This window comes from Enterobacter sp. 120016, assembly GCF_018383635.1.
Classification (GTDB): Bacteria; Pseudomonadota; Gammaproteobacteria; order Enterobacterales; family Enterobacteriaceae; genus Enterobacter; species Enterobacter asburiae_D.
The window spans coordinates 175,441-201,410 of sequence record NZ_JAHAWC010000002.1 but is presented as its reverse complement, the minus strand read 5'-3'; the positions used below and the strand labels follow the sequence as shown (position 1 = coordinate 201,410).

Sequence of the window (25,970 nt, the reverse complement as noted above, 5' to 3'; positions counted from 1 at the left end):
TATTAAATAAGCGTGATGACTGTCCAGAATTGGCGATAAGTAGGGCATGGAAAGAATGCTTTACAAAAAAGGCTGCGCTATGCTGCTTTTTTTCACGTTAATGTAAACGCATACACTGATTTTTTTCTTCAGCGCCAGAGGTCACAAGAATGGGTTATCAGCCGGACAAAAATCGTTATCGGACAATGGAGTATCTCCGTTGCGGCCAAAGCGGGCTCAGGTTGCCCGCCATCTCGCTTGGGCTGTGGCATAATTTTGGCGACACCACGCTTATCGAAAACAGCCGTCAACTTTTACAGCGCGCGTTCGACCTGGGCATTACGCATTTCGACCTTGCCAACAACTATGGTCCGCCTCCCGGCTCCGCCGAACGTAATTTCGGCCGTATTTTGCAAGAGGATTTCCTGCCCTGGCGCGATGAGCTCATCATCTCCACCAAAGCGGGCTATACCATGTGGGAGGGTCCGTACGGCGACTGGGGGTCACGCAAATATCTGCTGGCGAGCCTGGATCAAAGCCTGAAGCGCATGGGGCTGGAGTATGTGGATATTTTCTATCATCACCGTCCTGACCCGCAAACGCCGCTGCTGGAAACCATGAAAGCGCTTGACCATGTGGTGCGCCAGGGAAAAGCCCTGTATGTCGGGTTATCCAACTACCCTGCAGAACTGGCCCGCAAGGCGATTGATATTCTTGACGATCTCGGTACGCCCTGCCTGATCCACCAGCCGAAATACTCTCTGTTTGAGCGTGCTCCGGAAGCAGGACTGCTGGACGCGCTGCAGGAAAAAGGGGTTGGCTGTATTCCCTTCTCGCCGCTGGCCGGCGGGCAACTGACCAACCGCTATCTGAACGGCATTCCGGCTGATTCACGCGCGGCAAGCGGCAGTCAGTTCCTTAACCCTGACCAGATCACCGAAGAGAAGCTGGAGAAGGTAAGAAAGCTGAACGCCATGGCGGAAGAGCGCGGCCAGAAGCTGTCCCAGATGGCGCTGGCCTGGGTATTACGCCATGAGACGGTGACGTCAGTGCTGATTGGGGCAAGTAAAACGGCGCAGATTGATGACGCCGTGGGCATGCTGGAAAACCGCCATTTCTCTGCGGAAGAACTGGCCCGTATAGAAGGGATTCTGAGCAGCTCAAAATAAAACCGCTTTTAGCAAAAAGTGCTCTCACCCAGGAATTCGGAGTTGAGGCGATGAAACGAGGCTTTACCAACTCGTAATATTGCGTTAACAGGCCCAACAAAGGCCCCGATCGTGAAGGAGAAAGAGTATGTTCAGGTCACTGATTCTTGCAGCGGTATTACTGGCTTCAGCCCCGCTGATCGCCACTGCGGGCGAAATCACCCTGTTGCCATCAGTAAAATTACAAATTGGCGATCGTGACGACTACGGCAGATACTGGGACGGTGGCTACTGGCGCGACCGTGACTACTGGAACCGTCACTATGAGTGGCGCGGAGACCGCTGGTGGAAACACGATAACGGCAGACACCGCGGCTGGTATAAAGACAACGCCTATGAGCGCGGCTACCGTGAAGGCTGGAACGATCGTGACGACCGTCGCGGCGGCTGGGGTCGCGGCAAAGGTCACGGGCATGGCCATCACGGTCATGACGACTAACAGCAAAAAGGAGCCTCCCGGCTCCTTTTTCTTTTAGAGTCCCAACGCTGTGCCAATCAGCAGCCACAGGTTCAGCGCCACCACCACCACCACGATGGCCCACCCGGTCCGTTTCACCAGCGTTGAGTTGACCAGTTCGCCCATCAGGGTTTTGTTGCTGGTAAAGATCAGCAGCGGCACCAGCGCCAGCGCGATACCAAAACTCAGCAGCACCTGGCTCATGACCAGAATTCGCGTTGGGTCGAGCCCCATCAGAATCACGATAAATGACGGGAGCATGGTAACAGAGCGACGAACCCACAGCGGAATATGGAACCGAACAAATCCCTGCATCACCACCTGGCCTGCCAGCGTGCCCACTACCGTAGAAGAAAGACCGGCAGCCACCAGGCTGAGACCAAATATCGTGGCGGCAGCATGGCTGAGCAATGGCTCCAGCGTGAGATAGGCCTGGTCGAGATCGGCAATACCGGTATGACCGTTAAAGTGGAAAGCCGCGGCTGCGGTAGCCATCATCGCCAGATTGACAAACCCCGCAATGGTCATGGCGATCGCCACGTCCCATTTGGTGGCGGAGTAACGCTCTTTGCGCGTCCCACCGTGGAGATGCTGAGTTAGCGAGGAGTGGAGGTAAATCACATGCGGCATGATGGTCGCCCCCAATACCCCGGCGGCCAGGAACACCGCTTCCGAGGTTGGCAGGCTTGGGATCACCATACCTTTACCGAGCTGCGCCAGATTCGGCTGTGAGAAAATCAGCTCGACGATATAGGCCGCCGCAACAAACAGCAGCAGACCGCCGATGACCTTCTCCAGCGGCTTTTGGCCCCGACGCTGCAGCATCAGGATCAGGAAAGTGGCAATCCCGGTCAGTACCGCCCCCTGCAACAGCGACACACCCAGAATCAGCTTAAAGCCGATCGCTGCGCCGATAAATTCAGCGAGGTCAGTGGCCATGGCGATGATTTCAGCCTGAACCCAGTAGAGCCAAACGGCAGGACGTGGGTAATGGTCGCGAATTTGCTCCGCCAGGTTTTTACCCGTGGCAATCCCCAGCTTTGCGGAGAGCATCTGAATCAGCATCGCCATCAGGTTAGCCCAGACGACCACCCACAGCAGCTTATAGCCGAAGCTGGCCCCGGCCTGAATATTGGTCGCAAAGTTACCTGGATCGATATAGCCAATGGCAGCGATGAACGCAGGTCCCATTAATGCGAACCGCAGCTTGCGCGCGGCCCTGCCACTGCTACCCTCTACGCGACTGTTTGTCATTTCTGCCTCTGAAATATAGCCTTTGCTATGTTTAATGCTATCAAAATGAGAATGATTATCAAGATCATTTGTGAAGTTTACAGTGATTTCTCTGATAGCTTTGAACGATAGGCGGGCGGGTAAGTGGGGCGATCTAACAGAAACTGAAATCGCGCGCGCTTTTTGTGAAGACTAGCACACAAACTTAACTTTTCACTCATTTACCTAACATAACAAAAATGTATTGTGGATCACTATTTTTGAGACTCGTCACAGGATGTAACTATAGTGTGTCTTCGATCTCGTTTTCTTTTCGCTTGTTACATAGAATGTGCACGAAAATTAAACCTGCCTCATATTTGGAGCAAATATGGACCGCGTCCTTCATTTTGTCCTGGCACTTGTTGTCGTTACTGCACTTGCATTGCTGGTCAGCACAGACCGCAAAAAAATTCGTATCCGTTATGTTGTCCAGCTGCTGGTCATTGAAGTTTTACTTGCGTGGTTCTTCCTGAACTCCAACGTAGGCCTCGGCTTCGTAAAAGGCTTCTCCGAAATGTTCGAAAAACTGCTCGGATTCGCCAACGAAGGGACCAACTTTGTCTTCGGTAAAATGAACGACGAAGGTCTGGCGTTCTTCTTCCTGAAGGTTCTCTGCCCAATCGTCTTCATCTCCGCGCTGATCGGTATTCTGCAGCACATCCGCGTTCTGCCGTTCGTTATTCGTGGAATTGGCTTCCTGTTATCCAAAGTGAACGGCATGGGCAAGCTGGAATCCTTTAACGCCGTCAGTTCCCTGATCCTCGGTCAGTCTGAGAACTTCATCGCGTATAAAGATATTCTCGGCAAAATGTCCCGCAACCGCATGTACACCATGGCGGCAACCGCAATGTCTACCGTTTCCATGTCTATCGTGGGCGCGTATATGACCATGCTGGAGCCAAAGTATGTTGTTGCGGCGCTGGTTCTGAACATGTTCAGCACCTTTATCGTGCTGTCGCTGATCAACCCGTACCGCGTTGACGCCAGCGAAGAGAACATCCAGATGTCAAACCTGCACGAAGGCCAGAGCTTCTTCGAAATGCTGGGTGAATACATTCTGGCGGGCTTCAAAGTGGCGATTATCGTTGCCGCCATGCTGATTGGCTTCATTGCGCTGATTTCTGCGCTGAACGCCCTGTTCGCCGCGGTGCTGGGTATCTCCTTCCAGGGGATTCTGGGCTACATCTTCTACCCTGTTGCATGGGTGATGGGTGTTCCGGCTCACGAAGCGCTGCAGGTAGGGAGTATCATGGCAACCAAACTGGTGTCCAACGAATTCGTTGCGATGATGGATCTGCAGAAAATTGCCAGCACGCTTTCTCCGCGCGCGGAAGGCATTCTGTCCGTGTTCCTGGTCTCCTTCGCGAACTTCTCGTCCATCGGGATTATCGCGGGTGCGATTAAAGGTCTGAATGAAGAACAGGGTAACGTGGTTTCTCGCTTTGGCCTGAAGCTGGTTTACGGCTCTACGCTGGTGAGCGTCCTGTCTGCTTCCATCGCGGCACTGGTCCTGTAACCTTTACCGTTAAACAAAAAACCGGGAGCCTGGCTCCCGGTTTTTTTATGCCCGCAACGCTTCCAGCGGTTTGGGTTTACCTATCAGGTAGCCCTGCAGGTAATCCACGCCAAAGCGAAGCAGCATCTCGCGCTGGGCCGGTGTTTCTACGTACTCCGCTACGACGCACAGCGATTTCGTCTTCGCCAGATTACACATCGACTGGACGATCATCGCATCCATATCGTCGGTACAAATGTCTTTAACAAAGCAGCCGTCAATTTTAATGATATCTGCCTGCAGGCGTCTGAGACGCTCGTAGTTGGCGTAGCCGGTACCAAAATCATCAATGGCAATCCGGAAGCCGTAATCGCGCAGCTGCTGAATATTGTGCATGCTGCAGCCTGAATTTGAGAAGGCCTGCTCTTCGGTGATCTCAATTACGACGGCCTGAGGCGCAACGCCGTAGCGTTCAAAGAGCGCGCAAATCTCGGTCGCCACCTCTTTTTGCATCAGCGTGAGCGGCATCAGATTGACAGAGAAACGGGCGCCAGCGTGCGTGGCAGGGTTATCGCGCAGCCACAGCAGTAATTTCTCCATAATGCACATATCAAACCGGTGGCTGAGGTTGAACTGGGCAATCAACGGAATAAAGCGGTCAGGAGTGAAGATCTCGCCCTCGCTCTCCATACGCGCCAGGATTTCGTAATACCCGCTCCCGTCCGCCTTCTGGATCGGCTGCGCGTATAAATGGAATTGATCCGTCTCCAGAGCATGCTTAATCCGCGCCAGCATCAGGACGCGCTCCGTTGTTTGTCCTGATGCCGCCTCGAGGCTATTCGTGAGTGCGAGAACGTTTTGCGCTCCGCTGGCCTGCTCTGCCAGCCAGCTCAGCTGCCCCAGCGTGTGATGCAGCTTTTCGCCATTTTCGACCATTCCCCAGGACGCGCCAAATTCAATATCCAGCCCTGCGTTGTTCCAGAAAATCTTACTGCTGTTGAGCCGATCGACCATATGCTGGAGACGTTCAGCAATTTCCGGCCCCAGTAATACCAGCACCAGCTCGCTTCCCGGGAGCTGGAAGAGCTTCTCATCCTTCTGCAAAAGTGGCTGCAGCGACGTGGCGATCGTGCGTTTGCAGTGGACACGCATGAGGATCCCATAGTGGCGGCTCAAAAACTCCAGGTTATCCATACGCAGAATGCACACTTTGGCATCCGGGTGAGTCTCAAGATACTCCTCCAGCGCGCGAATATTGGGCAATCCTGTCAGCGGATCGGTGAGCGCTCTGTCCTGCCAGCCCCGCTTGAGCCATTCGCTACGCTGATAGATCCGCGACATGTAAAGCAGACAGATAGCGAAAGAGATAAGCACGGACAGGATAAAAGAGAGCGAATGGCCCGTTTCCACCCCGTTAAGGAAGTTGTAGTTGTAGGTCAACAGCAGGAGCGCGGATGCGGACCACAGCAGGGAGATAAGCGCATAGGTCAGGCGGCTTATCGCTAAGGTGAAAAGAATAAAAATCAGCGGCATCAAATAGCCGGCAATGACGGGTGATTCAAAAGGACCGCATAAAATGACGAGAATGAAACTTAAAAGCATTAGCCAGACAAAAATATATAATGAATTCTTGTGAAAAAACACGGGCTTCACGCTTTGTCGCCAGAAGTTCCTCGCATAGCGAGGATTAATTATCATTCTTAATGGGTAATAGAACATCATGGTAAAAATCAACGCCGCACAGATCAGGCTCAGTATATCTACAACGTTATAAATTACCGTTCCCTCGCCGAAAAAGGTCGATATTGTCACAGGAAAATCAAATAAATAGCCCGCCATATACATCGACAGCTTAATACCTATCGGCACGATAAAACCTAGCCAGAATATACGTAAACCGATGTGCTTGTTAGGGATACAGTAGCGCCAACGCTTACCCAGCATGATGCGCAGAACGCCGCAGGCCGTGAACAATGCAAAGGTCTGACAAAACAGTAATACTGCATATTGTAGCGGTGCTAAATTAATATAAAATAGATTAGTGACAGTAAAACCTAACACAATGGGAAGAATAGCCCTGCGCCCAAATAGCAGAACTATCGCCAGCATAACGCTCAGCGGTAGCCATGCTAAATAAACGTCGTGACCATTAACAATTGCACGGGGAGAGAGATAACGGGAGACAGGTACCGCAATCAGACAAAGTGTCAGGGCAATTATAAATATCTTTACATTATTGTACGTTTTTCTATTCATTAAGCTGATGAGTATATTATCCGTTCGAATCATTGACCGGATGGATAATAGGTTTATTAATTGCACGAATCAAGTTCAAGTCTATTTATAGACTGGTTTATTGATGTCGATTGAGGTGAGGTATGAGAATACCTGCTTTTTGATAACAAAATACGGGAGAGGGTGTTACAAACACATAAAAAAAACCCTCGTCTTTTGACGAGGGTTTACAATTTTGGTGGAGCTAAGCGGGATCGAACCGCTGACCTCTTGCATGCCATGCAAGCGCTCTCCCAGCTGAGCTATAGCCCCACATGTTACTTTACTAACCGCACTCTGTTGGGTTCAGAGTTTGGTGGAGCTAAGCGGGATCGAACCGCTGACCTCTTGCATGCCATGCAAGCGCTCTCCCAGCTGAGCTATAGCCCCATCGTAAAGCTGTCATGTTGACGGGCGGCATAATATGAATTCCGCTGCGGAGTGTCAACGGCAAAATCAATTCCAGCCATTCAATCGCCGAAAAATCATGCAAATGAATCACTTTGCGAGCCTGCTCGCAGTCAGGAGTTAAGCCTGTCACGTTTTCACGTAAAACGGTGCTATAAAATGAGCCGTTAATTAACCCCACAGATATTCAGGAAATTGCATGATCAAGGAACGAATGACGCCAGAAGAGTTAGCCCTCCTCACTGGCTATAGCCGCCAGACCATCAATAAATGGGTACGCAAAGAGGGTTGGATTACGTCACCAAAGCCAGGCGTCCAGGGCGGGAAAGCGCGCCTGGTACATGTGAACGAAAAAGTCCGTGACTTTATCCGCAGCGCACGTCGGGCAAGTGAAACGTCCGAACTGCCAGAAGGCACCAGCCATGACGGTTCGCTTCACACCCTACTCCTGACGCTGGCCAATGAAATGACGCCGGAAGAGCAGAAGCAGATGACATCGCTGTTAATGCGGGAAGGGATTACCGGATTGTTGCAACGTTTAGGGATTCGCGATCAGAACTGATATGAAAAAATTACGTAGCAAAATGACCACGGAAGAGCTGGCGGAGAGTTTGGGCGTTGCCAGACAAACGGTTAATCGCTGGATACGCCAGCAGGGCTGGAAAACGGAAGGACTCAACGGCGTGAAGGGTGGTCGGGCACGGCTCATTCATGTTGATGCGCGCGTGAAGGAACATATTATGAGCCTTCCGGCGATCCGTAACCGTCAGGCGGTTTACCATCTCGCGGAGGTCACCGCTTCCTACAGTGAACCCTCTTCAAACCTGTCTCCGGGTATTATTGAGACGCTGGAGAGTATGACTCAGCCGGAGCAGAAGCGTCTGGTCGCCTTATTGAAACGCGAAGGCATAGACGGCTTTCTTACGCGGCTGGGAATTACGGAATAAAAGGCATAAAAAACGGCAGGTTACCCTGCCGTTTTTTATCTGAAGCGTAATTACTGCTGATTTTCACGTTCAGCGATAAAATCCAGCGCCTTGTTAATGCGCGCCACGCTGCGTGACTTGCCGATGGCATGAACCGTCACATCCAGCGCCGGAGACTGACCCGCACCGGTCACCGCAACGCGCAGTGGCATACCGACTTTACCCATACCGACTTCCAGCTCGTCTGCCGTCGCCTGAATGGCGTGATGCACATTCTCAGCGGTCCACTCGGTGAGTGCAGCCAGCTTGTCACGCACCACTTCCAGCGGCTGACGCGCAACCGGACGGAGGTGTTTCTTCGCGGCGTCCGCGTCGAACGCATCAAACTCTTCATAGAAGTAGCGGCAGCTTTCGGCAATTTCTTTCAGCGTTTTACAGCGCTCGCCGAGCAGTTTCACCAGATCCGCCAGCTCAGGGCCGGTGCGGGTATCAATATTTGCCTGCTCAATGTGCCACTGCAGGTATGTCGCCACATATTCTGGCTGCATGGTATTGATGTAGTGATGGTTCAGCCACTGGAGCTTTTCGGTATTAAACGCGCTCGCTGATTTGCTCACAGAGCTCAGAGAGAACAGTTCGATCATCTCTTCGCGGCTGAAGATCTCCTGGTCACCGTGGGCCCAGCCCAGGCGCACCAGATAGTTCAGCAGCGCTTCCGGCAGATAGCCGTCGTCGCGATACTGCATGACGCTCACCGCACCGTGACGTTTAGACAGTTTTTTCCCGTCATCACCGTTGATCATGGAGACGTGCGCATAAACTGGCACAGGGGCGTTCAGCGCCTTCAGGATGTTGATCTGGCGCGGGGTGTTGTTGATATGGTCTTCACCACGGACAACGTGGGTAATTTCCATATCCCAGTCGTCAACCACTACGCAGAAGTTGTACGTTGGGGATCCGTCGGTGCGGCGGATGATCAGATCGTCCAGCTCCTGGTTGCTGAATTCAATTGGGCCGCGGATCTGGTCGTCAAAGATCACCGAGCCCTCTTGCGGGTTAGCAAAACGCACCACGCAAGGCTCATCAGCAGCATGCTCGCTGTGGTCGTGGCGGCAGCGGCCGTCATAGCGCGGCTTCTCACCGTTCGCCATCTGCGCTTCACGCAGCGCATCCAGACGCTCTTTCGAGCAGTAGCACTTATACGCCGTGCCCGCGACCAGCATCTCATCAATGACGGCGTTATAGCGGTCAAAGCGTTTGGTCTGGAAATACGGGCCTTCATCCCATTCCAGATTCAGCCAGTTCATCCCATCCATAATGGCTTCAATTGCTTCCGGCGTGGAGCGCTCAAGATCGGTGTCTTCAATACGCAGCACGAACTCACCTTTGTTGTGGCGTGCGAAAAGCCAGGAATAGAGAGCGGTACGTGCACCACCGACGTGCAGATAGCCTGTCGGGCTCGGCGCGAAGCGAGTTTTGATTTTCATGAAATGGCCTTACGTTATAAAGATGCCGGCAATCGGCAAATCCTGGGGAAAAAACGATGGGCAATATTCTATCACTGTGGGGGGAATCCTCAATGTTGATCCCTTTATCGTGACCGAGTTTGCGATTTTTGTTTAGAAATCATGCGCCACAGCCCGTTTCACGATCGTTTTGTTTAATTTTACGACGAACGAATAAAAACTTTAGAAAATGCGTTGACTCATTTTCAACTCTCCCTATAATGCGACTCCACACAGCGGGGGTGATTAGCTCAGTTGGTAGAGCATCTCCTTTACACGGAGGGGGTCGGCGGTTCGAGCCCGTCATCACCCACCATCTACTTCGGTAGACTCGCAGTGTAGATAAGAATTGAGATTGGGCGATTAGCTCAGTTGGTAGAGCATCTCCTTTACACGGAGGGGGTCGGCGGTTCGAGCCCGTCATCGCCCACCATTCTCACCTTATCGCAGCAGTTCCGAAATGGGCGATTAGCTCAGTTGGTAGAGCATCTCCTTTACACGGAGGGGGTCGGCGGTTCGAGCCCGTCATCGCCCACCATTTCGGGTCGTTAGCTCAGTTGGTAGAGCAGTTGACTTTTAATCAATTGGTCGCAGGTTCGAATCCTGCACGACCCACCAATGTAAAAAAGCGCCCTAAAGGCGCTTTTTTTCTATCTGCGTTTTGTCTACTTCACAGCCGTCAACGTCGTAATTAACGTCTTCACCGCGGGCGTCGCCTGCTTCTCGTCATACACCACATATAAATCTGCCGGTATACGCTCTTTCAGCGGGCGGAACACCACGCCCGGCCACTGCATTTGCGCGTAGCTGTCTGCGGCGAGCGTAATCCCCATCCCCATGCTGATCATCGCCAGCACCGTTTGCGGTTCAACGGCTTCGCGCACAATCATCGGCGAAAAACCGGCCTGCTGGCAGACGCGATGTAAAAATGCCCAGTCTGAATGGGCAGACGGCATCGTGACAAAATACTCGTCCTGCAATTCTGCGAGCGCAATGGAAGGCTCCCTGACCAGCCGGTGATCTTCCGGCATCGCCACCAGAAAAGCCGCCTCACGCAACCGCAGGCTGGTAAACCCCGCGGTAGGTTCCGTTGCCATTCGCCAGATCCCGACATCCAGCTCCCGGCGCTCGAGCAGCGCCATCTGCATTACCGGCGATTTTTCGCGAAAAACGACATCAACGTTCGGATGCTCTTTCAGGAAAGCGCGCATCACCGTGCGCACCTCGCTCCACATGGCGGTGCCGACAATCCCCAGCTCAATGCGCCCTGCTTCCCCCCGGCCAATTTGCTCGACGCGAGCCAGAGCCTGGTTTGCGCTGGCGAGCAGCCGACGGGACTCTTCCATCAGCACTTTACCGGCATGCGTCAACGCGACGCTCCGCGAGTGGCGAATAAACAGTAACGTGCCCAGCTGACTTTCCAGCTCTTTAATATGCAGGCTTAACGGCGGCTGAGACATGTTGAGACGGGCCGCAGCCCGTCCAAAATGCAGTTCCTCCGCCACGGCCAGAAAATAGCGCAGCAGCTTGAGATCGGTCCGATAGACGCGTTCCATCAAAACATATCCTGGCGATAACACTTATGCGCCTACCTTAAAGCCTTTCAGCGTCCGGAGGGAAAATTTAGTGCGCAACTGTGCGCATCCCGCTGTTTTTACAGGTGTGGCGGTAGTTAAAGCTGAAGTAAAAGACCACCGCGAGCGCCAGGGCATAGGCCGCAAATACCAGCCAGATCGTCTGCCAGTCCTTCACCCCGTCCACCGAGAAATAATCCACTGCCATACCGCTCAATACCGAACCAAAATACGCCCCGATACCGTTAACGGTCGTCATAAACAACCCTTGCGCGCTGGCGCGGATATCGGCGCTGACCTCCTGTTCAACAAATACCGAGCCTGAAATATTGAAGAAGTCGAACGCGCAGCCGTAGACAATCATTGAGAGCATGAGCAGCACAAAGCCCGTCGCGGACGGATCGCCAAAGGCAAATAGCCCGAACCGCAGCATCCAGGCCACCATGCTCATCAGCATGACGGCTTTAATGCCAAATCGTCCGAGGAAGTACGGAATGGTCAGAATGAAGAACACCTCGGACATTTGCGAAACGGAGAGCAGGATGGACGGATATTTGACGATAAAGCTATCTGCATACGCCGGATTACGCGCAAAATCATGCAGGAAGGGGCTGCCAAACGTGTTGGTTATCTGCAGCACGGCGCCCAGCAGCATCGCGAATAAAAAGAACACCGCCATGCGGGGCTGTTTAAACAGGATAAACGCATTGAGGCCCAGCTTGCTTGCCAGAGACGGAGACGCTTTTGTCTTCGCAACCGGAATAGCCGGTAGCGTCAGAGAATAGAGCGCCAGCAGCAGGGACGCGGCTGCCGCTATATACAGCTGCACGTTGCTCAGCTCCGCCCCCATCAGGCTTATGGCCCACATCGCGGCAATAAAGCCCACGGTGCCATACACCCGCACTCGCGGAAAATGGCTTACCGTATCCAGGCCTGCCTGTTCAAGACAGGAGTAGGAAATGGTGTTCGACAGCGCAATGGTGGGCATGAACGCCATCGCATTCACCAGCATGACCCAGAACATCAGCCCGGGCTCATTGACCTGCGCGGCATAGCAGAGCGCGACGGCACAGACGAGGTGGCAAATCACGTAGGCACGGTCGGCCCGCAGCCACTTGTCGGCAATAATCCCCACCAGCGAAGGCATAACGATCGCGGCAAGTCCTTTGGAGCTGTACACCATGCCCACGTCGGAGCCGGTAAAGTGTAGGGTGTTAATCATGTAAGCGCCGAGGGTAACCAGCCAGCTCCCCCAGATAAAATATTGCATAAAGGACATCATCTTTAAGCGAGTCGTGATGTTCATAACCCATTCCTTATAGCAGTGTGGCCCTGGCGGGCCACTTTATTGTTTTACTCAGGCAATATGGCGAAGAAAACCGCAGATAAGATTGATAAAGTTCTGGCGGGAGAGCTCGGCGGCGGCAAGAGTTTGTTCATGCGAGAGTTTGACCTCACCCAGACCTTCGGCGAGATTGGTAATTGCAGAAACGGCCACGACCTTCAGGCCGCAGTGGCGCGCGGAAATCACTTCAGGCACCACGGACATCCCCACCACATCGCCGCCGATAATCTGCATCATGCGGATCTCGGCCGCCGTCTCAAAGTTCGGGCCGGGATAAGAGACAAACACCCCTTCATGCAGCGGGAAGCCTTCTTTCGTTGCCACGGTTTGCAGAGCGGCACGGTAATCCGCGTCGTAGGCATTGGCCAGAGAGAAGAAACGATCGCCAAAGCGCTCATCGTTCAGCCCCACCATCGGCGTGCCCGGCATGGTGTTGATATGGTCGCTCAGGGCAACCAGGCTTCCTGGCTGAACCTCCGGGCGCAGCGAGCCCGCCGCATTGGTGCTAAACAGCAGCTCGCACCCCAGCAGCGCAAAGGTGCGGATCGCATCGGTCATGATGGTCATCCCGCGCCCTTCATAGAAATGGCCGCGCCCCTTCATGCAGGCCACAGGCACCCCGGCCAGATGCCCGAGCACCAGCTCGCCGGCATGCCCATGCACGGTGCTCACCGGGAAGCCCGGCAGCTTTTCGTAGCTCAGGGAAACGGCGTCATCAATCTGGTCGGCGAGCGCGCCCAGGCCAGAGCCGAGAATAAACGCCACGCGAGGCGTGAAGTTCGGCTTAGCGGCGCGAATGATGTCGGCGCAGTACCACGGGTTATTCGAGAGGGTCATAGAGGCTCCTTAAGGATTAAGATCGCGATAGCGGGGATCGCATGACTTACGTCTTATATCCGCAGCCTGCCGGTGACCTCCAATACACTTTCACCGCACCATCAATACTGATTGTGTATCGATGCAACTCCCTGCCAGATATGGCAGTTTTGCTCAAGCTAATCCCATCGGTGCCGATACCTCTGTTTTATAACGCGAGGAAAAAGTATGACGACCATTCAGGCTTCAACCCAACAGATTCAAACCAGCGGCGCGAGTGGAACTTCGAGCAGTAACGATATCTCTGCACAAATCACACGCATTCTCGACAAGATCAAAAAGCTGACTCAGCAGTTAAAAGAACTGGCAAACAGTCCCGTCAGCACCGATGAGAAGAAGAAGCAGCAGGAACTTATTCAGACCCAGATCAAAGTGCTGCAGGCGCAGCTCGCCGCGCTGCAGCGCCAGCAGGCCGAAGAGGCCCAGAAGAAGCAGGATCAAAAGCTGGGCAAAGTGGAAGGGGTGAACAGCCCGTCAGACACTAATCAGATTGATATCTACATCTAATCTTCTGATGCGTTAAACAGTGGGTCGCGTATGCGGGCTTCGGTTAATCGTTGTGCCTGGATACGCACCACTTCCCAGATAGCCTGCGCCGCCCCCGAGAGTGAGCGATTTTTTCGCCGCACCAGCATCAGCTTTCGCTCGACAACGGGCGTTAATCGCCTGACGGCCAGCCGGCTTCCCTGCGGCAGGGGAAGCGCCAGGGCGGGCAAGACGCTGATGCCAATACCGGCTTCCACCATCGGAAACAGCGTCGCCGGGTGACCAATCTCCTGCACGATAGTTGCTTTTACCCCCTGATTCACCAGCGCGGAATCAATCAGCGGACGGCTGCCCGAGGCATAATCCTGTAAAACCAGGTTCGCGCCCTGCAGGGACTGCCAGCTGACCTCCGGCAACGTGGCCAGCGGATCGTCGTCACGGCAGAGCAGCAAAAAGGGCTCAGAAAGTACGCTTTCGCACGCCAGATCGGTCACCTGACCGGGATCGATAACAATACCAAAATCCACATCTCCCTGGCGGATGCTCTCCAGCACCCACTGCTGCGGCCTGTCATGCAGGACAAAATCAATGTCCGGGTAGCGATGACTGCCCTCGGCAATACACTGCGGGATAAGGTGCGCAGAGATCGTCTGACTGGCCGCGACGCGCACGGTTCCCGAAAGCTGCTGCCCCAGCCTCCCCACGTCTCTGAGCGTACTGTTCAGCTCATCCAGCAGCCGTTCGAGGCGCAGGGCCAGCTGCTGGCCTGCTTCGGTCAACACCACTTCGCGCGTGGTGCGGTCAAGCAACTTCACCCCGGTCTGATTCTCCAGCTCTTTTACGCTGTGGCTGACCGCCGACTGGCTCAGACCGATGATATCCCCTGCCCGGCTAAAGCTGCGGGCATGGGCAACGGTGACGAAAATACGAAGCTGACGTAAGGAGTAATTCATCTGTTTAGTTCATGAATGGATGCAATAAATCAATTTTATTTCTCAAATGGAAAAAAGCACAATAGCGATATCTGATTTCAGGAGTCATTATGAAACTATTTCGTATTCTTGATCCGTTCACGCTTACCCTGGTAGTTACCGTATTACTGGCCTCGTTTTTCCCGGCTCGCGGCGGTTTCGTCCCATTCTTTGAAGGGCTGACCACGGCGGCCATCGCGTTGCTGTTCTTTATGCATGGTGCCAAGCTCTCCCGCGAGGCCATTATCGCGGGCGGCGGACACTGGCGACTGCACCTGTGGGTGATGTGCAGCACCTTCATCCTGTTCCCGATACTCGGCGTACTGTTTGCCTGGTGGGCACCGGTCAATGTCGACCCAGCCCTGTATACCGGGTTCCTGTATCTGTGCATTCTCCCCGCTACCGTGCAGTCTGCCATCGCCTTTACCTCGCTGGCAGGCGGCAACGTAGCGGCAGCCGTTTGTTCAGCGTCCGCCTCCAGCCTGTTAGGGATTTTCGTCTCTCCGCTGCTGGTGGGCCTGCTGATGAACATGCACGGTGCGGAAGGCAACCTGGAGCAGGTCGGCAAAATCTGTCTGCAGCTGCTGCTGCCGTTTGTGCTGGGACATCTTTCCCGACCGTGGACCGGCGCGTTTGTGGCGAAGCATAAAAAATGGATTTCAAAAACCGACCAGACCTCAATTCTGCTGGTGGTTTACTCCGCCTTCAGCGAAGCGGTCGTGAACGGGATCTGGCACAAGGTGGGCGCAGGCTCGCTGCTGTTTATCGTGGTGGTCAGCATCGTCCTGCTGGCGATTGTGATTGCGGTAAACGTCTTTGTGGCGCGCAGGTGCGGCTTCAACAAAGCGGATGAAATTACGATTGTGTTCTGCGGTTCGAAAAAGAGCCTGGCGAACGGTATCCCGATGGCCAACATTCTGTTCCCGACCTCGGTGATTGGGATGATGGTGCTGCCGCTGATGATTTTCCATCAGATCCAGCTGATGGTCTGCGCGGTGCTGGCGCGTCGCTACAAGCGCCAGACCGAGAAGCTGGCGCAGGAAGAGACCCGCGCCGCGAAGGCTTAAGGACGTTTCAGGGGCTGAACCAGCTGGGTCAGCCCCTCGGTTTTGATCAGTAACGTGATAGCCATCAGCTCGCCCAGCCGCCCTGCCGGGAATTCATCCTTGCGGGCAAACCACAGCAGATACTCCTCCGGCAAATCAATCAGCCTGCGGCCCTTGTATTTACCGAACGGCATCTCCGTATTGGCGATCTCAACGAGCTGTTCTTTCTCCACGTTACTCTCCTAACAGACGCATCATTTCCGCTTCATCGATCACCGCAATGCCGAGCTCCTGGGCTTTCGCCAGCTTCGAACCCGCCGCTTCACCGGCGATCACCAGGTCGGTTTTCTTCGACACGCTGCCCGCCACTTTGGCCCCCAGCGCCACCAGACGCGCTTTCGCATCGTCGCGTGAAAGCTGGCTCAGGCTGCCGGTCAGCACTACCGTTTTACCGGCGAACGGGCTGTCGATCTCTTCGGCGTTGACCACCACCGGCGCGGGCCACCTGATGCCCTCTTCCAGCAGCTTGCCGATGACTTCACGGTTGCTCTCTTCGGCGAAGAAGTTAAAGACGTGCGTGGCAACGACGATGCCGACATCCGGAACTTTCTGCAGCTCGTCAATGCTTGCCTTTTCCAGCGCCTCCAGCGTACCAAAGTACGCCGCCAGGCCCGCGGCCGTCGCTTCACCCACTTCACGAATGCCCAGCGCGTACAGGAAGCGGGCGAAGGTGGTCTCTTTCGCGGCTTCCAGCGCGTTAACCACATTCTGGGCTGACTTTGGCCCCATGCGATCAAGGCCAGTCAGTTTACCTGCCGTCAGCCTGAAGAGATCCGCTGGCGTGTGGACATACTCTTTCTCAACCAGCTGATCGATAATTTTATCGCCCATGCCGTCAACGTCCATCGCCCGACGGGAGACGAAGTGCTTCAGCGACTCTTTACGCTGCGCGCCACAGATTAAGCCCCCCGTACAGCGCGCCACCGCTTCGCCTTCCACACGCTCAACGTCAGAGCCGCACACCGGGCAGTGGGTCGGGAAGACGATCTCGCGCGTTTCGGCAGGGCGTTCTGACTCCACGACGTTAACCACCTGCGGGATCACGTCGCCCGCGCGGCGAATCACCACTTTGTCACCAATGCGCAGGCCCAGGCGTTCGATTTCATCGGCGTTATGCAGCGTGGCATTACTCACCAGCACGCCCGCCACCTGCACGGGCTCGAGACGGGCAACCGGGGTAATGGCACCCGTACGGCCGACCTGGAACTCTACGTCGCGGACGAAGGTCATCTGCTCCTGAGCAGGGAACTTAAACGCCACCGCCCAGCGCGGCGCGCGCGCCACAAAGCCCAGCTGTTCCTGCAGCGCCAGTGAATTCACCTTGATGACGACGCCATCAATATCAAACCCGAGCGTCGGACGGTCCTCTTCCACCTTGTGGTAAAACGCCAGTACCGCTTCCGGCGAGTCGCAGAGCTGAACGCGGTTGCTCACCGGCAGGCCCCACGCCTTAAACTGCAGCAGACGCCCGAGGTGCGTATCCGGCAGCTCGCCGCCCTCAAGAATACCCACACCGTAGCAGAAGAAAGTAAGCGGTCGCTTCGCGGTGATACGCGGGTCAAGCTGGCGCAGAGAGCCTGCCGCCGCATTACGCGGGTTAGCAAACACCTTCCCGCCGGTGCGACGCGCCTCTTCGTTAATTTTCTCGAAGCCCGCCTGGGGCAGGAACACCTCGCCGCGCACTTCCAGACGCGCAGGAATGTTGTCACCCTGCAGTCTCAGCGGGATCGCGCGGATGGTACGCACGTTGGTGGTGATGTCTTCGCCCGTCGTGCCGTCGCCACGCGTCGCGGCGCGCACCAGCAAGCCGTTTTCGTAGAGAAGACTGACCGCCAGGCCATCCAGCTTGAGCTCGCAGCACCAGGTGAGGGAGTCGCTGCTTTTCAGGCGATCCTGCACGCGCTTGTTAAACGCCAGAAAGCTCTCTTCATCGAAGACGTTATCCAGCGACAGCATCGGCACCTCATGGCGCACCTGGCTGAAGGCACCCAGCGGCTCAGCGCCGACGCGCTGGGTGGGGGAATCCGGCGTGATGAGCTCTGGATGCTGCGCCTCTAACTCGCGCAGCTCGCGCATCAGGCGGTCATATTCCGCATCCGGGACTTCCGGCGCGTCCATAACATGATAGAGATATTCATGATGGCGAAGCGTGGTTCGCAGTTCAGTGAGTTGTTGTTCGATTGAGTCCATATCGCACCATCAATGAGAAAAAACCCCCGACAGGCGGGGGTTGAGGAGGAGTCGAAGTAAACGCGACGATTACGCGTTAGCTTCCTTAACTTCGCGGATGCGGTCCTGATACTCGCGCAGCTTCTGCGGGGTCATCATTCGACGCTGATCGTCGAGCACCACGCCACCGACTTCGTCAGCGATGTGCTGAGCGGACTGCAGCATCAGCTTAAAGTTTTGCAGTTCGTCGCCGTAGGACGGCACCTGCATAAAGATAGTCACGCCCGGGGTCACGAAATCACCGGTCATTTCCGGATCAAAGGTGCCAGGGTTAACCATGTTGGCCAGGCTGAACAGCGCCGGGCCGCTACCGTCAGGGCTCAGGTGGCGATGGAAAATGTTCATATCGCCAAACTTGAAGCCTGCCTGTTGAATACTGTTAAGCAGCACGTCACCGTTGAGATGGCTACCGTGATGCGCGGCCACGTTCATGATGATCACCGCTTCTTTACGCTGCGGTTTTTCAACAACCGGCTCTGGCTCTACAACGGGCTCAGGCTCAACGTGTGGGGCCGGAGCGGTCTGAGGCGCAGGCTGTACGTGAACAGGCTGCTGCGGCTGTTGTACCGGCTGAGCGGGCTGTTGTTGCACGGGCTGCTGCACCGGTTGCTGGTGAACCGGCTGGGCAGGCTGCTGATAGACAGGCTGTTGCGGCGGCTGGCGCACCGGCTCTTCCACAGGCTGAGGCGCTGGCTGGCGCGGCTGTGCAGAAGCATACGGCGGTTGATACTGGTGCTGCGAAGGACGAGGCGCTTCATGCTCCCCATGGCCTGCGCCGGGCGCAGTATTGACCCGATGAACACGAACTTCACCCACGCCGTCGTCATCGCTGCCGTCGATGTCATCTTCACTGTCATCGTCGTCACGACTGGACTTCATGCGCTTCAGTGGGCGATCGCGAAACATCGAGGAACGCTCTTTACGGCTGGTCCAGAAACCATGTACCAGTAAAGCGATTATGGCGATCGCGCCAACAATGATTAATATCAGACGCAAATCCTGCATCATTATATTCTCTGTTGTTCTAACACCTTGCCACCACGGCAAACATTTACTCACTAAGAGTATTTGCCGTTTACGTCAAGTGCAAGTGTGTGCAGAGCATTCACAGCATAAAGATGAAGGAAATCGTGCTTTTTGCTGGTTTTTCGAACATTTCCGAACTGGTCATTGCTCCGTAAGTGGATAATATAGGCGGGCAATTCCACTGGTTGTGTAAAAAGGAGTACAGCCTGGCTATGGTTTCAACATCTTCTTCTCCCCCGCGCAGCGGCGTCTGGTATTTTTCTCAGGGCTGGAAACTGGTCTCCCTGCCGGGGATTCGACGCTTCGTCATTCTCCCGCTGTTGATCAACATTATTCTGATGGGCGGCGCGTTCTGGTGGCTGTTCACAAAGCTGGAGAGCTGGATCCCGTCGCTGATGAGCTATGTGCCGGACTGGCTACAGTGGCTTAACTACCTGCTCTGGCCGGTGGCGGTGATCTCCGTGCTGCTGGTGTTTGGGTATTTTTTCTCGACGATTGCGAACTGGATAGCCGCACCGTTTAACGGTCTGCTGGCGGAACAGCTGGAAGCGCGGCTTACCGGCGCAACGCCGCCGGATACGGGCGTGCTGGGGATCATGAAAGACCTGCCACGCATCATGAAGCGCGAGTGGCAGAAGTTTGCCTGGTACCTGCCCCGCGCGATCGTGCTGCTTATCCTCTACTTTGTGCCAGGCATTGGCCAGACGGTGGCGCCGGTGCTGTGGTTCCTGTTCAGCGCCTGGATGCTGGCCATTCAGTACTGCGATTATCCGTTCGATAACCACAAGGTGCCGTTTAAAGCGATGCGCACCGCCCTGCGCAGCCAGAAGGTCGCTAATATGCAGTTTGGCGCGCTGACCAGCCTGTTCACCATGATTCCCTTCCTGAATCTGTTCATCATGCCCGTCGCCGTCTGCGGCGCGACGGCGATGTGGGTCGACTGCTACCGTGCTAAGCACGCGTTATGGAAATAATGCAAAAATGTGTAAAGCAGGGGTGGCTTGTGCCGCCCCTTATTCCATACTGATCCCCATTATTTCCTTGCAGTATATAGATATGCGAATTCCTTACTTCCCCCTACCTGCTTAGCAGGTATGCTGGGTCGGTATCCCAATTTCATACAGTTAAGGACAGGCCATGAGTAAGATTTATGAAGACAACTCGCTGACTATCGGTCATACGCCCCTGGTTCGACTGAACCGTATCGGTAATGGACGCATTCTGGCGAAGGTCGAATCACGTAACCCGAGCTTCAGCGTAAAATGCCGTATCGGTGCAAACATGATTTGGGATGCTGAAAAACGTGGCGTACTGAAGCCGGGCGTTGAGCTGGTGGAACCGACCAGCGGCAATACCGGTATCGCTCTGGCCTATGTGGCGGCCGCGCGTGGCTACAAGCTGACGCTGACCATGCCAGAAACCATGAGCATCGAGCGTCGTAAGCTGCTCAAAGCTTTGGGCGCGAACCTGGTGCTGACCGAAGGCGCGAAGGGCATGAAGGGTGCCATTCAGAAAGCCGAAGAGATTGTGGCCAGCGATCCGGCGAAATATCTGCTGCTGCAGCAGTTCAGCAACCCGGCTAACCCGGAAATTCACGAGAAGACCACCGGTCCGGAAATCTGGGAAGATACCGACGGCCAGGTTGACGTCTTTATCTCCGGCGTGGGTACCGGCGGTACGCTTACCGGCGTGTCACGCTATATTAAAGGCACAAAGGGTAAAAAAGACCTGATCACCGTGGCCGTTGAGCCGACTGACTCACCGGTTATTACCCAGGCACTGGCGGGTGAAGAGCTCAAACCAGGCCCGCATAAAATCCAGGGTATCGGCGCAGGCTTCATTCCGGGCAACCTGGATCTGAAGCTGATCGATAAAGTGGTTACCATCACTAACGAAGAAGCCATCTCTACCGCGCGTCGCCTGATGGATGAAGAAGGCATTCTGGCGGGTATCTCTTCCGGTGCGGCCGTTGCGGCAGCGCTCAAACTTCAGGAAGATGAAGCCTTTACCAATAAGAATATTGTGGTTATCCTTCCTTCCTCGGGTGAGCGTTACTTGAGCACCGCACTGTTTGCCGATCTGTTTACTGAAAAAGAGCTGCAACAGTAGTGCCAGCATGTTAATAACGCGTAAAAAAGCACCTTTTCAGGTGCTTTTTTGTGGCCTGCTTCAAACTTTTGCCCCTCCTGGCATTGCTTCACCCCGTTGGGTCTGGTATTTAAACCAGCAATTATTTTGATGCGTGAAATTAATCAGTGAACGAAATAGCCTTGCTGAATCGATTTTATGATTTGGTTCAAGTCTTGCTTTCGCTGCATAATGTTTAATGACGATCGAAACGTCAGCGCTAACAATACAGGCTAAAGTTCAGTCGCCAGGCTAGACTTTAGTTCCACAACACTAAACCTATAAGTTGGGGAAATACAATGTTCCAGCAAGAAGTTACCATTACCGCTCCGAACGGTCTGCACACCCGCCCTGCTGCTCAGTTTGTTAAAGAAGCAAAAGGCTTCACTTCTGAAATCACTGTGACTTCCAACGGCAAAAGCGCGAGCGCAAAAAGCCTGTTCAAACTGCAGACTCTGGGCCTGACTCAGGGCACCGTTGTCACCATCTCTGCAGAAGGTGAAGACGAGCAGAAAGCAGTTGAGCATCTGGTTAAACTGATGGCTGAGCTCGAGTAAGTTTCCGGGTTCTTTTAAATATCAGTCACAAGTAAGGTAGGGTTATGATTTCAGGCATTTTAGCATCCCCGGGTATCGCTTTCGGCAAAGCACTGCTGCTGAAAGAAGACGAGATCGTCATCGACCGGAAAAAAATTTCTGCCGACAAGGTTGATCAGGAAGTTGAACGTTTTCTGAGCGGTCGTGCCAAGGCATCTGCGCAACTGGAAGCAATCAAAACTAAAGCTGGCGAAACTTTCGGTGAAGAAAAAGAAGCCATCTTCGAAGGGCACATCATGCTGCTCGAAGATGAGGAGCTGGAGCAGGAAATCATAGCCCTGATTAAAGATAAAGGCATGACGGCCGACGCGGCTGCGCATGAAGTTATCGAAGGTCAGGCAACTGCCCTGGAAGAACTGGATGATGAATACCTGAAAGAGCGTGCGGCTGACGTACGTGACATCGGTAAGCGCCTGCTGCGCAACATCCTGGGCCTGGCCATCATCGACCTGAGCGCGATTCAGGATGAAGTGATCCTGGTTGCCGCTGACCTCACCCCGTCTGAAACCGCACAGCTGAACCTGAAAAAGGTCCTCGGTTTCATCACCGACGCGGGTGGCCGTACCTCCCACACCTCTATCATGGCGCGCTCTCTGGAACTGCCTGCCATCGTGGGTACCGGTAGCGTCACCTCTCAGGTGAAAAACGGCGACTATCTGATTCTGGATGCCGTAAACAATCTGGTTTACGTCAACCCAACCAATGAAGAGATCGATAAACTGCGCGCGGTTCAGGAGCAGGTTGCGACTGAAAAAGCGGAACTCGCTAAGCTAAAAGACCTGCCAGCCATCACCCTGGACGGCCATCAGGTAGAAGTGTGCGCAAACATCGGTACCGTCCGCGACGTTGATGGCGCTGAGCGCAACGGTGCGGAAGGCGTAGGTCTCTATCGTACAGAATTCCTGTTCATGGACCGCGACGCGCTGCCAACGGAAGAAGAGCAGTTTGCTGCTTATAAAGCCGTGGCTGAAGCGTGCGGCTCTCAGGCGGTTATCGTCCGTACCATGGACATCGGTGGCGACAAAGAGCTGCCGTACATGAACTTCCCGAAAGAAGAGAACCCGTTCCTGGGCTGGCGTGCAATCCGTATCGCGATGGATCGTAAAGAGATCCTGCGTGACCAGGTTCGCGCGATCCTGCGTGCCTCTGCTTTCGGTAAACTGCGCATCATGTTCCCGATGATCATCTCTGTTGAAGAAGTGCGTGCACTTAAGAAAGAGATCGAAATCTACAAACAGGAACTGCGCGACGAAGGTAAAGCATTTGACGAGTCAATCGAGATCGGCGTGATGGTGGAAACACCTGCCGCGGCGACCATTGCGCGTCATTTAGCCAAAGAAGTTGATTTCTTTAGTATCGGCACCAATGATTTAACGCAGTACACCCTGGCAGTTGACCGTGGTAATGATATGATTTCACATCTCTACCAGCCAATGTCACCGTCCGTACTGAACTTGATCAAGCAAGTTATTGATGCTTCTCATGCAGAAGGTAAATGGACTGGCATGTGTGGTGAGCTTGCAGGCGACGAACGTGCTACACTTCTGTTGCTGGGTATGGGTCTGGACGAATTCTCTATGAGCGCCATTTCCATCCCGCGCATTAAGAAGATTATCCGTAACACGAACTTCGAAGATGCGAAGGTATTAGCAGAGCAGGCTCTTGCTCAACCGACAACGGACGAGTTAATGACGCTGGTTAACAAGTTCATTGAAGAAAAAACAATCTGCTAATCCACGAGATGCGGCCCAATTTACTGCTTAGGAGAAGATCATGGGTTTGTTCGATAAACTGAAATCTCTGGTTTCTGATGATAAAAAAGACTCCGGAACTATTGAGATTGTTGCTCCGCTCTCCGGCGAGATCGTCAACATCGAAGACGTGCCGGATGTAGTGTTTGCTGAGAAAATCGTTGGTGATGGCATTGCTATCAAACCAACTGGCAACAAAATGGTTGCTCCAGTTGACGGCACCATCGGTAAAATTTTTGAAACCAACCATGCGTTCTCTATCGAATCTGATAGCGGTATCGAACTGTTCGTTCACTTCGGTATCGACACCGTTGAACTGAAAGGCGAAGGCTTCAAACGTATCGCGGAAGAAGGCCAGCGTGTTAAAGTTGGCGACCCGGTGATTGAATTCGATCTGCCACTGCTGGAAGAAAAAGCCAAGTCTACCCTGACGCCGGTTGTTATCTCCAACATGGACGAAATCAAAGAACTGATCAAACTGTCTGGCAGCGTCACCGTGGGTGAAACCCCGGTTATCCGCATCAAGAAGTAATTCTTGCCGCACAGAAAAATGGCGCCTTCGGGCGCCATTTTTGTTTATGCGGGGAGGATAAGCTCGTCGTAACCTTTCGACTGGGTATAAAGCATCACGTCAGTCACCCGATCGCCGGCCATGCGGATGGCATCGGCAACGGTTTTCCCCTCTACAATTCCGCTCACCAGCTCTGAACAGAACAGGTCGCCCGTCCCTTTCAGATCGGTTTCAACGCGCGGGTGCGCGCTGACGGTCACGCCCTCATTCGTCACCAGCACCACGTGGATGTTTTCCGGGTCGTCAGCGACCGGCGCGCTGGTGATCGCCACCCATTTCAGGGTGTCGGAGAGCAATCCCTGTGCCGCCGCGATGGCGCTTTCCGGCGTTCGGCACGGTTTGCCGCTCAACACTTCCAGCTCATAGACGTTTGGCGTGATCCCCTGCGCCAGCGGCAGCAGGTGCTCCCGATACGCCTGCGGGATCTCGGGCTTCACGTACATTCCGCTGTCGATATCGCCGATAACCGGGTCGACCAGCACCAGCAGGTCGGGATGCTGCGCTTTGACCGCCTTCAGCCACTGCGCCAGCAGAACGATCTGGCTGGCACTGCCCATATAGCCGGTGGTGACCGCTTTAAGCTCGCGCAGGATCTCACGCTCTTCCAGCGCCTTAAGGTAGCCGCTGAACCACTCGTCGGGGATCACTCCACCATAAAACGTGTCGTAGTGCGGCGTGTTGCTAAACAGTACCGTCGGCACGGCGGTAACGTTCAGCCTGTGGGTACGAATATTCGGTACCGCAATGCTGTTCCCCACGCTGCCGTAAACCACCTGCGACTGCACGGCGACAATGTCGGTTTGCTGCGCCCGGGTATTATCCCGGAATAGAATCATCTCCATGACGCTTAAATCCCCGCCCCCTGCGAATAACTCTCTTCACCAAAGACGCCGGTAGAAAGATAGCGATCGCCGCGATCGCAAATAATCGCCACCACCACCGCCCCCGGGTTTCCCTTTGCCACCCGAATCGCACCCGCTACCGCGCCGCCCGAGCTGACGCCGCAGAAGATACCTTCGCGCACGGCCAGCTCACGCATGGTATTTTCCGCCTCGCGCTGGTGAAGATCCAGCACCTGGTCCACAAGCTGGGCATTAAAGATGCCCGGCATGTACTCTGCGGGCCAGCGGCGAATCCCCGGAATGCTGCTCCCCTCTTCCGGCTGTAGGCCAACAATGGTGACAGCTTTTTCCTGCTCGCGCAGAAAACGCGATACACCGGTAATGGTGCCGGTCGTCCCCATGCTGGAGACAAAGTGGGTGATGCGCCCGTCGGTCTGCTGCCAGATTTCCGGGCCGGTCGAGGTGTAGTGCGCGTAAGGGTTGTCCGGATTGTTGAACTGATCGAGCAGTTTGCCTTCGCCGTGCTGAGACATGGACAACGCCAGGTCGCGTGCGCCCTCCATACCCTGCTCTTTGGTTACCAGAATCAGCTCGGCCCCGTAGGCACGCATCGCGGCGCGGCGCTCCTGGCTCATGTTGTCCGGCATCAGCAGCTTCATGCGGTAGCCTTTCAGCGCGGCGATCATCGCCAGGGCGATACCGGTGTTGCCGCTGGTGGCCTCAATCAGCACGTCGCCAGGCTTAATTTCTCCGCGTTTTTCGGCCTGGACAATCATCGACAGCGCCGCGCGGTCTTTCACCGACCCCGCCGGGTTATTGCCTTCAAGTTTGACCCAGATTTCACTGCCGTTGTCCGGCCCCATGCGCTGAAGCTTGACCAGAGGAGTGTTGCCGATGGTGTGTTCTAATGTATTCATGATCGCTGTCCAATAAAAAGCCCGGT

General features: G+C 54.6%; 24 protein-coding genes and 6 tRNA genes. 16 read left to right on the top strand and 14 right to left on the bottom strand.

Annotated elements, in window-relative coordinates:
• Positions 1–149 precede the first annotated feature (149 nt).
• Together mgrA and KIF87_RS05200 are read left to right on the top strand one after the other, a co-directional pair.
• A complete protein-coding gene (gene mgrA, locus KIF87_RS05205; RefSeq protein WP_213328118.1) occupies positions 150–1,148 on the top strand; it encodes an L-glyceraldehyde 3-phosphate reductase in 999 nt (332 codons plus the stop codon).
• 127 nt (positions 1,149–1,275) lie between these two features.
• On the top strand, positions 1,276–1,626 hold the full coding sequence (locus KIF87_RS05200; protein WP_213328117.1) for a DUF2502 domain-containing protein: 351 nt from the start codon (positions 1,276–1,278) through the stop codon (positions 1,624–1,626).
• Between the two features lie 33 nt (positions 1,627–1,659).
• On the opposite strand, the gene KIF87_RS05195 is transcribed toward KIF87_RS05200, so the two are convergent.
• Positions 1,660–2,898, bottom strand: a complete 1,239-nt coding sequence (locus tag KIF87_RS05195; protein WP_063143495.1) for an Nramp family divalent metal transporter — start codon at positions 2,896–2,898, stop codon at positions 1,660–1,662.
• A 349-nt stretch (positions 2,899–3,247) separates the two neighbouring features.
• On the opposite strand from KIF87_RS05195, the gene KIF87_RS05190 reads away from it, so the two are divergent.
• Positions 3,248–4,435, top strand: a complete 1,188-nt coding sequence (locus tag KIF87_RS05190; protein WP_008501591.1) for a NupC/NupG family nucleoside CNT transporter — start codon at positions 3,248–3,250, stop codon at positions 4,433–4,435.
• Positions 4,436–4,480: 45 nt separating this feature from the next.
• Here KIF87_RS05190 and KIF87_RS05185 read toward each other — a convergent pair whose 3' ends face one another.
• The 3 genes from KIF87_RS05185 to KIF87_RS05175 all read right to left on the bottom strand — a co-directional run bounded on the left by KIF87_RS05185 (position 4,481) and on the right by KIF87_RS05175 (position 7,078).
• Positions 4,481–6,670 (bottom strand): sensor domain-containing phosphodiesterase, encoded by a 2,190-nt coding sequence (locus KIF87_RS05185; RefSeq protein ID WP_213328232.1) that lies wholly within the window; start codon positions 6,668–6,670, stop codon positions 4,481–4,483.
• 215 nt (positions 6,671–6,885) lie between these two features.
• Positions 6,886–6,961 (bottom strand) — tRNA-Ala (locus KIF87_RS05180).
• Positions 6,962–7,002: 41 nt separating this feature from the next.
• Positions 7,003–7,078 (bottom strand) — tRNA-Ala (locus tag KIF87_RS05175).
• 217 nt (positions 7,079–7,295) lie between these two features.
• Here KIF87_RS05175 and KIF87_RS05170 point away from each other — a divergent pair.
• On the top strand, positions 7,296–7,658 hold the full coding sequence (locus KIF87_RS05170) for a YfeC-like transcriptional regulator (RefSeq protein ID WP_048992413.1): 363 nt from the start codon (positions 7,296–7,298) through the stop codon (positions 7,656–7,658).
• Between the two features lies 1 nt (position 7,659).
• Complete coding sequence (locus KIF87_RS05165; RefSeq protein ID WP_213328116.1) at positions 7,660–8,043, top strand: YfeC-like transcriptional regulator; 384 nt, start codon at positions 7,660–7,662, stop codon at positions 8,041–8,043.
• A gap of 50 nt (positions 8,044–8,093) precedes the next feature.
• Here the strand turns inward: KIF87_RS05165 and gltX are convergent, their stop codons facing one another.
• Positions 8,094–9,509, bottom strand: a complete 1,416-nt coding sequence (gltX, locus tag KIF87_RS05160; RefSeq protein WP_213328115.1) for a glutamate--tRNA ligase — start codon at positions 9,507–9,509, stop codon at positions 8,094–8,096.
• Between the two features lie 258 nt (positions 9,510–9,767).
• On the opposite strand from gltX, the gene KIF87_RS05155 reads away from it, so the two are divergent.
• The 4 genes from KIF87_RS05155 (at position 9,768) to KIF87_RS05140 (ending at position 10,145) form a co-directional block, all read left to right on the top strand.
• Positions 9,768–9,843: transfer RNA gene (locus tag KIF87_RS05155), tRNA-Val, on the top strand.
• A gap of 41 nt (positions 9,844–9,884) precedes the next feature.
• A tRNA-Val gene (locus KIF87_RS05150) sits at positions 9,885–9,960 on the top strand.
• A gap of 29 nt (positions 9,961–9,989) precedes the next feature.
• A tRNA-Val gene (locus KIF87_RS05145) sits at positions 9,990–10,065 on the top strand.
• 4 nt (positions 10,066–10,069) lie between these two features.
• Positions 10,070–10,145, top strand: a tRNA-Lys gene (locus KIF87_RS05140).
• Between the two features lie 47 nt (positions 10,146–10,192).
• Here the strand turns inward: KIF87_RS05140 and KIF87_RS05135 are convergent.
• The 3 genes from KIF87_RS05135 to xapA all read right to left on the bottom strand — a co-directional run bounded on the left by KIF87_RS05135 (position 10,193) and on the right by xapA (position 13,283).
• The gene (locus tag KIF87_RS05135) at positions 10,193–11,083 is read right to left on the bottom strand and encodes a LysR family transcriptional regulator (protein WP_213328114.1); all 891 of its coding nucleotides are present in this window, start codon (positions 11,081–11,083) and stop codon (positions 10,193–10,195) included.
• Positions 11,084–11,150: 67 nt separating this feature from the next.
• Positions 11,151–12,407: a nucleoside permease gene (locus KIF87_RS05130; RefSeq protein WP_213328113.1), complete on the bottom strand. Its 1,257-nt coding sequence runs from the start codon at positions 12,405–12,407 to the stop codon at positions 11,151–11,153.
• A gap of 51 nt (positions 12,408–12,458) precedes the next feature.
• On the bottom strand, positions 12,459–13,283 hold the full coding sequence (xapA, locus tag KIF87_RS05125; RefSeq protein ID WP_213328112.1) for a xanthosine phosphorylase: 825 nt from the start codon (positions 13,281–13,283) through the stop codon (positions 12,459–12,461).
• 207 nt (positions 13,284–13,490) lie between these two features.
• Here xapA and KIF87_RS05120 point away from each other — a divergent pair, with 207 nt between their 5' ends.
• Positions 13,491–13,829, top strand: a complete 339-nt coding sequence (locus tag KIF87_RS05120) for a FlxA-like family protein (RefSeq protein ID WP_029740388.1) — start codon at positions 13,491–13,493, stop codon at positions 13,827–13,829.
• Here KIF87_RS05120 and KIF87_RS05115 read toward each other — a convergent pair.
• The gene (locus KIF87_RS05115; protein ID WP_213328111.1) at positions 13,826–14,761 is read right to left on the bottom strand and encodes a LysR family transcriptional regulator; all 936 of its coding nucleotides are present in this window, start codon (positions 14,759–14,761) and stop codon (positions 13,826–13,828) included. The two genes, KIF87_RS05120 and KIF87_RS05115, sit on opposite strands and share 4 nt — an antisense overlap.
• Positions 14,762–14,850: 89 nt before the next feature.
• On the opposite strand from KIF87_RS05115, the gene KIF87_RS05110 reads away from it, so the two are divergent.
• On the top strand, positions 14,851–15,846 hold the full coding sequence (locus KIF87_RS05110; protein WP_023332950.1) for a bile acid:sodium symporter family protein: 996 nt from the start codon (positions 14,851–14,853) through the stop codon (positions 15,844–15,846).
• On the opposite strand, the gene KIF87_RS05105 is transcribed toward KIF87_RS05110, so the two are convergent.
• The 3 genes from KIF87_RS05105 to zipA form a co-directional block, all read right to left on the bottom strand.
• A complete protein-coding gene (locus tag KIF87_RS05105) occupies positions 15,843–16,058 on the bottom strand; it encodes a DUF3820 family protein (protein WP_003861328.1) in 216 nt (71 codons plus the stop codon). The two genes, KIF87_RS05110 and KIF87_RS05105, sit on opposite strands and share 4 nt — an antisense overlap.
• Before the next feature lies 1 nt (position 16,059).
• Positions 16,060–18,075 carry an NAD-dependent DNA ligase LigA gene (gene ligA / locus KIF87_RS05100; RefSeq protein WP_213328110.1) on the bottom strand — a complete coding sequence of 672 codons (2,016 nt, stop codon included), beginning with the start codon at positions 18,073–18,075 and terminating at the stop codon, positions 16,060–16,062.
• A 69-nt stretch (positions 18,076–18,144) separates the two neighbouring features.
• Positions 18,145–19,122 (bottom strand): cell division protein ZipA, encoded by a 978-nt coding sequence (gene zipA / locus KIF87_RS05095; RefSeq protein ID WP_213328109.1) that lies wholly within the window; start codon positions 19,120–19,122, stop codon positions 18,145–18,147.
• A 230-nt stretch (positions 19,123–19,352) separates the two neighbouring features.
• Here zipA and cysZ point away from each other — a divergent pair, with 230 nt between their 5' ends.
• The 5 genes from cysZ (at position 19,353) to crr (ending at position 24,146) form a co-directional block, all read left to right on the top strand.
• Positions 19,353–20,114 (top strand): sulfate transporter CysZ, encoded by a 762-nt coding sequence (cysZ, locus tag KIF87_RS05090; protein WP_029739991.1) that lies wholly within the window; start codon positions 19,353–19,355, stop codon positions 20,112–20,114.
• Positions 20,115–20,277: 163 nt separating this feature from the next.
• Positions 20,278–21,249: a cysteine synthase A gene (cysK, locus tag KIF87_RS05085; protein ID WP_014884739.1), complete on the top strand. Its 972-nt coding sequence runs from the start codon at positions 20,278–20,280 to the stop codon at positions 21,247–21,249.
• 317 nt (positions 21,250–21,566) lie between these two features.
• The gene (gene ptsH, locus KIF87_RS05080) at positions 21,567–21,824 is read left to right on the top strand and encodes a phosphocarrier protein Hpr (protein WP_000487600.1); all 258 of its coding nucleotides are present in this window, start codon (positions 21,567–21,569) and stop codon (positions 21,822–21,824) included.
• Between the two features lie 44 nt (positions 21,825–21,868).
• Positions 21,869–23,596 (top strand): phosphoenolpyruvate-protein phosphotransferase PtsI, encoded by a 1,728-nt coding sequence (ptsI, locus tag KIF87_RS05075; RefSeq protein WP_023332954.1) that lies wholly within the window; start codon positions 21,869–21,871, stop codon positions 23,594–23,596.
• 40 nt (positions 23,597–23,636) lie between these two features.
• Entirely contained in the window at positions 23,637–24,146 is a 510-nt protein-coding gene (gene crr / locus KIF87_RS05070) for a PTS glucose transporter subunit IIA (protein WP_003861316.1), read from the top strand.
• A 44-nt stretch (positions 24,147–24,190) separates the two neighbouring features.
• On the opposite strand, the gene pdxK is transcribed toward crr, so the two are convergent.
• Both pdxK and cysM read right to left on the bottom strand, forming a co-directional pair.
• Positions 24,191–25,027 (bottom strand): pyridoxine/pyridoxal/pyridoxamine kinase, encoded by an 837-nt coding sequence (gene pdxK / locus KIF87_RS05065; protein ID WP_213328108.1) that lies wholly within the window; start codon positions 25,025–25,027, stop codon positions 24,191–24,193.
• Positions 25,028–25,032: 5 nt separating this feature from the next.
• Positions 25,033–25,944: a cysteine synthase CysM gene (cysM, locus tag KIF87_RS05060; RefSeq protein ID WP_213328107.1), complete on the bottom strand. Its 912-nt coding sequence runs from the start codon at positions 25,942–25,944 to the stop codon at positions 25,033–25,035.
• Between the last annotated feature and the right edge of the window lie 26 nt (positions 25,945–25,970).

Bases quoted from the DNA above. Each gene is read 5' to 3' on its own strand.
- pdxK (WP_213328108.1), bottom strand. From the start codon at position 25,027: ATGGAGATGATTCTATTCCGGGATAATACCCGGGCGCAGCAAACCGAC.
- KIF87_RS05115 (WP_213328111.1), bottom strand. From the start codon at position 14,761: ATGAATTACTCCTTACGTCAGCTTCGTATTTTCGTCACCGTTGCCCAT.
- KIF87_RS05190 (WP_008501591.1), top strand. From the start codon at position 3,248: ATGGACCGCGTCCTTCATTTTGTCCTGGCACTTGTTGTCGTTACTGCA.
- KIF87_RS05185 (WP_213328232.1), bottom strand. From the start codon at position 6,670: ATGAATAGAAAAACGTACAATAATGTAAAGATATTTATAATTGCCCTG.
- crr (WP_003861316.1), top strand. From the start codon at position 23,637: ATGGGTTTGTTCGATAAACTGAAATCTCTGGTTTCTGATGATAAAAAA.
- KIF87_RS05130 (WP_213328113.1), bottom strand. From the start codon at position 12,407: ATGAACATCACGACTCGCTTAAAGATGATGTCCTTTATGCAATATTTT.
- zipA (WP_213328109.1), bottom strand. From the start codon at position 19,122: ATGATGCAGGATTTGCGTCTGATATTAATCATTGTTGGCGCGATCGCC.
- KIF87_RS05165 (WP_213328116.1), top strand. From the start codon at position 7,660: ATGAAAAAATTACGTAGCAAAATGACCACGGAAGAGCTGGCGGAGAGT.
- ligA (WP_213328110.1), bottom strand. From the start codon at position 18,075: ATGGACTCAATCGAACAACAACTCACTGAACTGCGAACCACGCTTCGC.
- KIF87_RS05110 (WP_023332950.1), top strand. From the start codon at position 14,851: ATGAAACTATTTCGTATTCTTGATCCGTTCACGCTTACCCTGGTAGTT.
- KIF87_RS05170 (WP_048992413.1), top strand. From the start codon at position 7,296: ATGATCAAGGAACGAATGACGCCAGAAGAGTTAGCCCTCCTCACTGGC.
- gltX (WP_213328115.1), bottom strand. From the start codon at position 9,509: ATGAAAATCAAAACTCGCTTCGCGCCGAGCCCGACAGGCTATCTGCAC.
- KIF87_RS05135 (WP_213328114.1), bottom strand. From the start codon at position 11,083: ATGGAACGCGTCTATCGGACCGATCTCAAGCTGCTGCGCTATTTTCTG.
- KIF87_RS05120 (WP_029740388.1), top strand. From the start codon at position 13,491: ATGACGACCATTCAGGCTTCAACCCAACAGATTCAAACCAGCGGCGCG.
- KIF87_RS05195 (WP_063143495.1), bottom strand. From the start codon at position 2,898: ATGACAAACAGTCGCGTAGAGGGTAGCAGTGGCAGGGCCGCGCGCAAG.
- cysZ (WP_029739991.1), top strand. From the start codon at position 19,353: ATGGTTTCAACATCTTCTTCTCCCCCGCGCAGCGGCGTCTGGTATTTT.
- xapA (WP_213328112.1), bottom strand. From the start codon at position 13,283: ATGACCCTCTCGAATAACCCGTGGTACTGCGCCGACATCATTCGCGCC.
- cysK (WP_014884739.1), top strand. From the start codon at position 20,278: ATGAGTAAGATTTATGAAGACAACTCGCTGACTATCGGTCATACGCCC.
- KIF87_RS05200 (WP_213328117.1), top strand. From the start codon at position 1,276: ATGTTCAGGTCACTGATTCTTGCAGCGGTATTACTGGCTTCAGCCCCG.
- mgrA (WP_213328118.1), top strand. From the start codon at position 150: ATGGGTTATCAGCCGGACAAAAATCGTTATCGGACAATGGAGTATCTC.
- cysM (WP_213328107.1), bottom strand. From the start codon at position 25,944: ATGAATACATTAGAACACACCATCGGCAACACTCCTCTGGTCAAGCTT.
- ptsI (WP_023332954.1), top strand. From the start codon at position 21,869: ATGATTTCAGGCATTTTAGCATCCCCGGGTATCGCTTTCGGCAAAGCA.
- ptsH (WP_000487600.1), top strand. From the start codon at position 21,567: ATGTTCCAGCAAGAAGTTACCATTACCGCTCCGAACGGTCTGCACACC.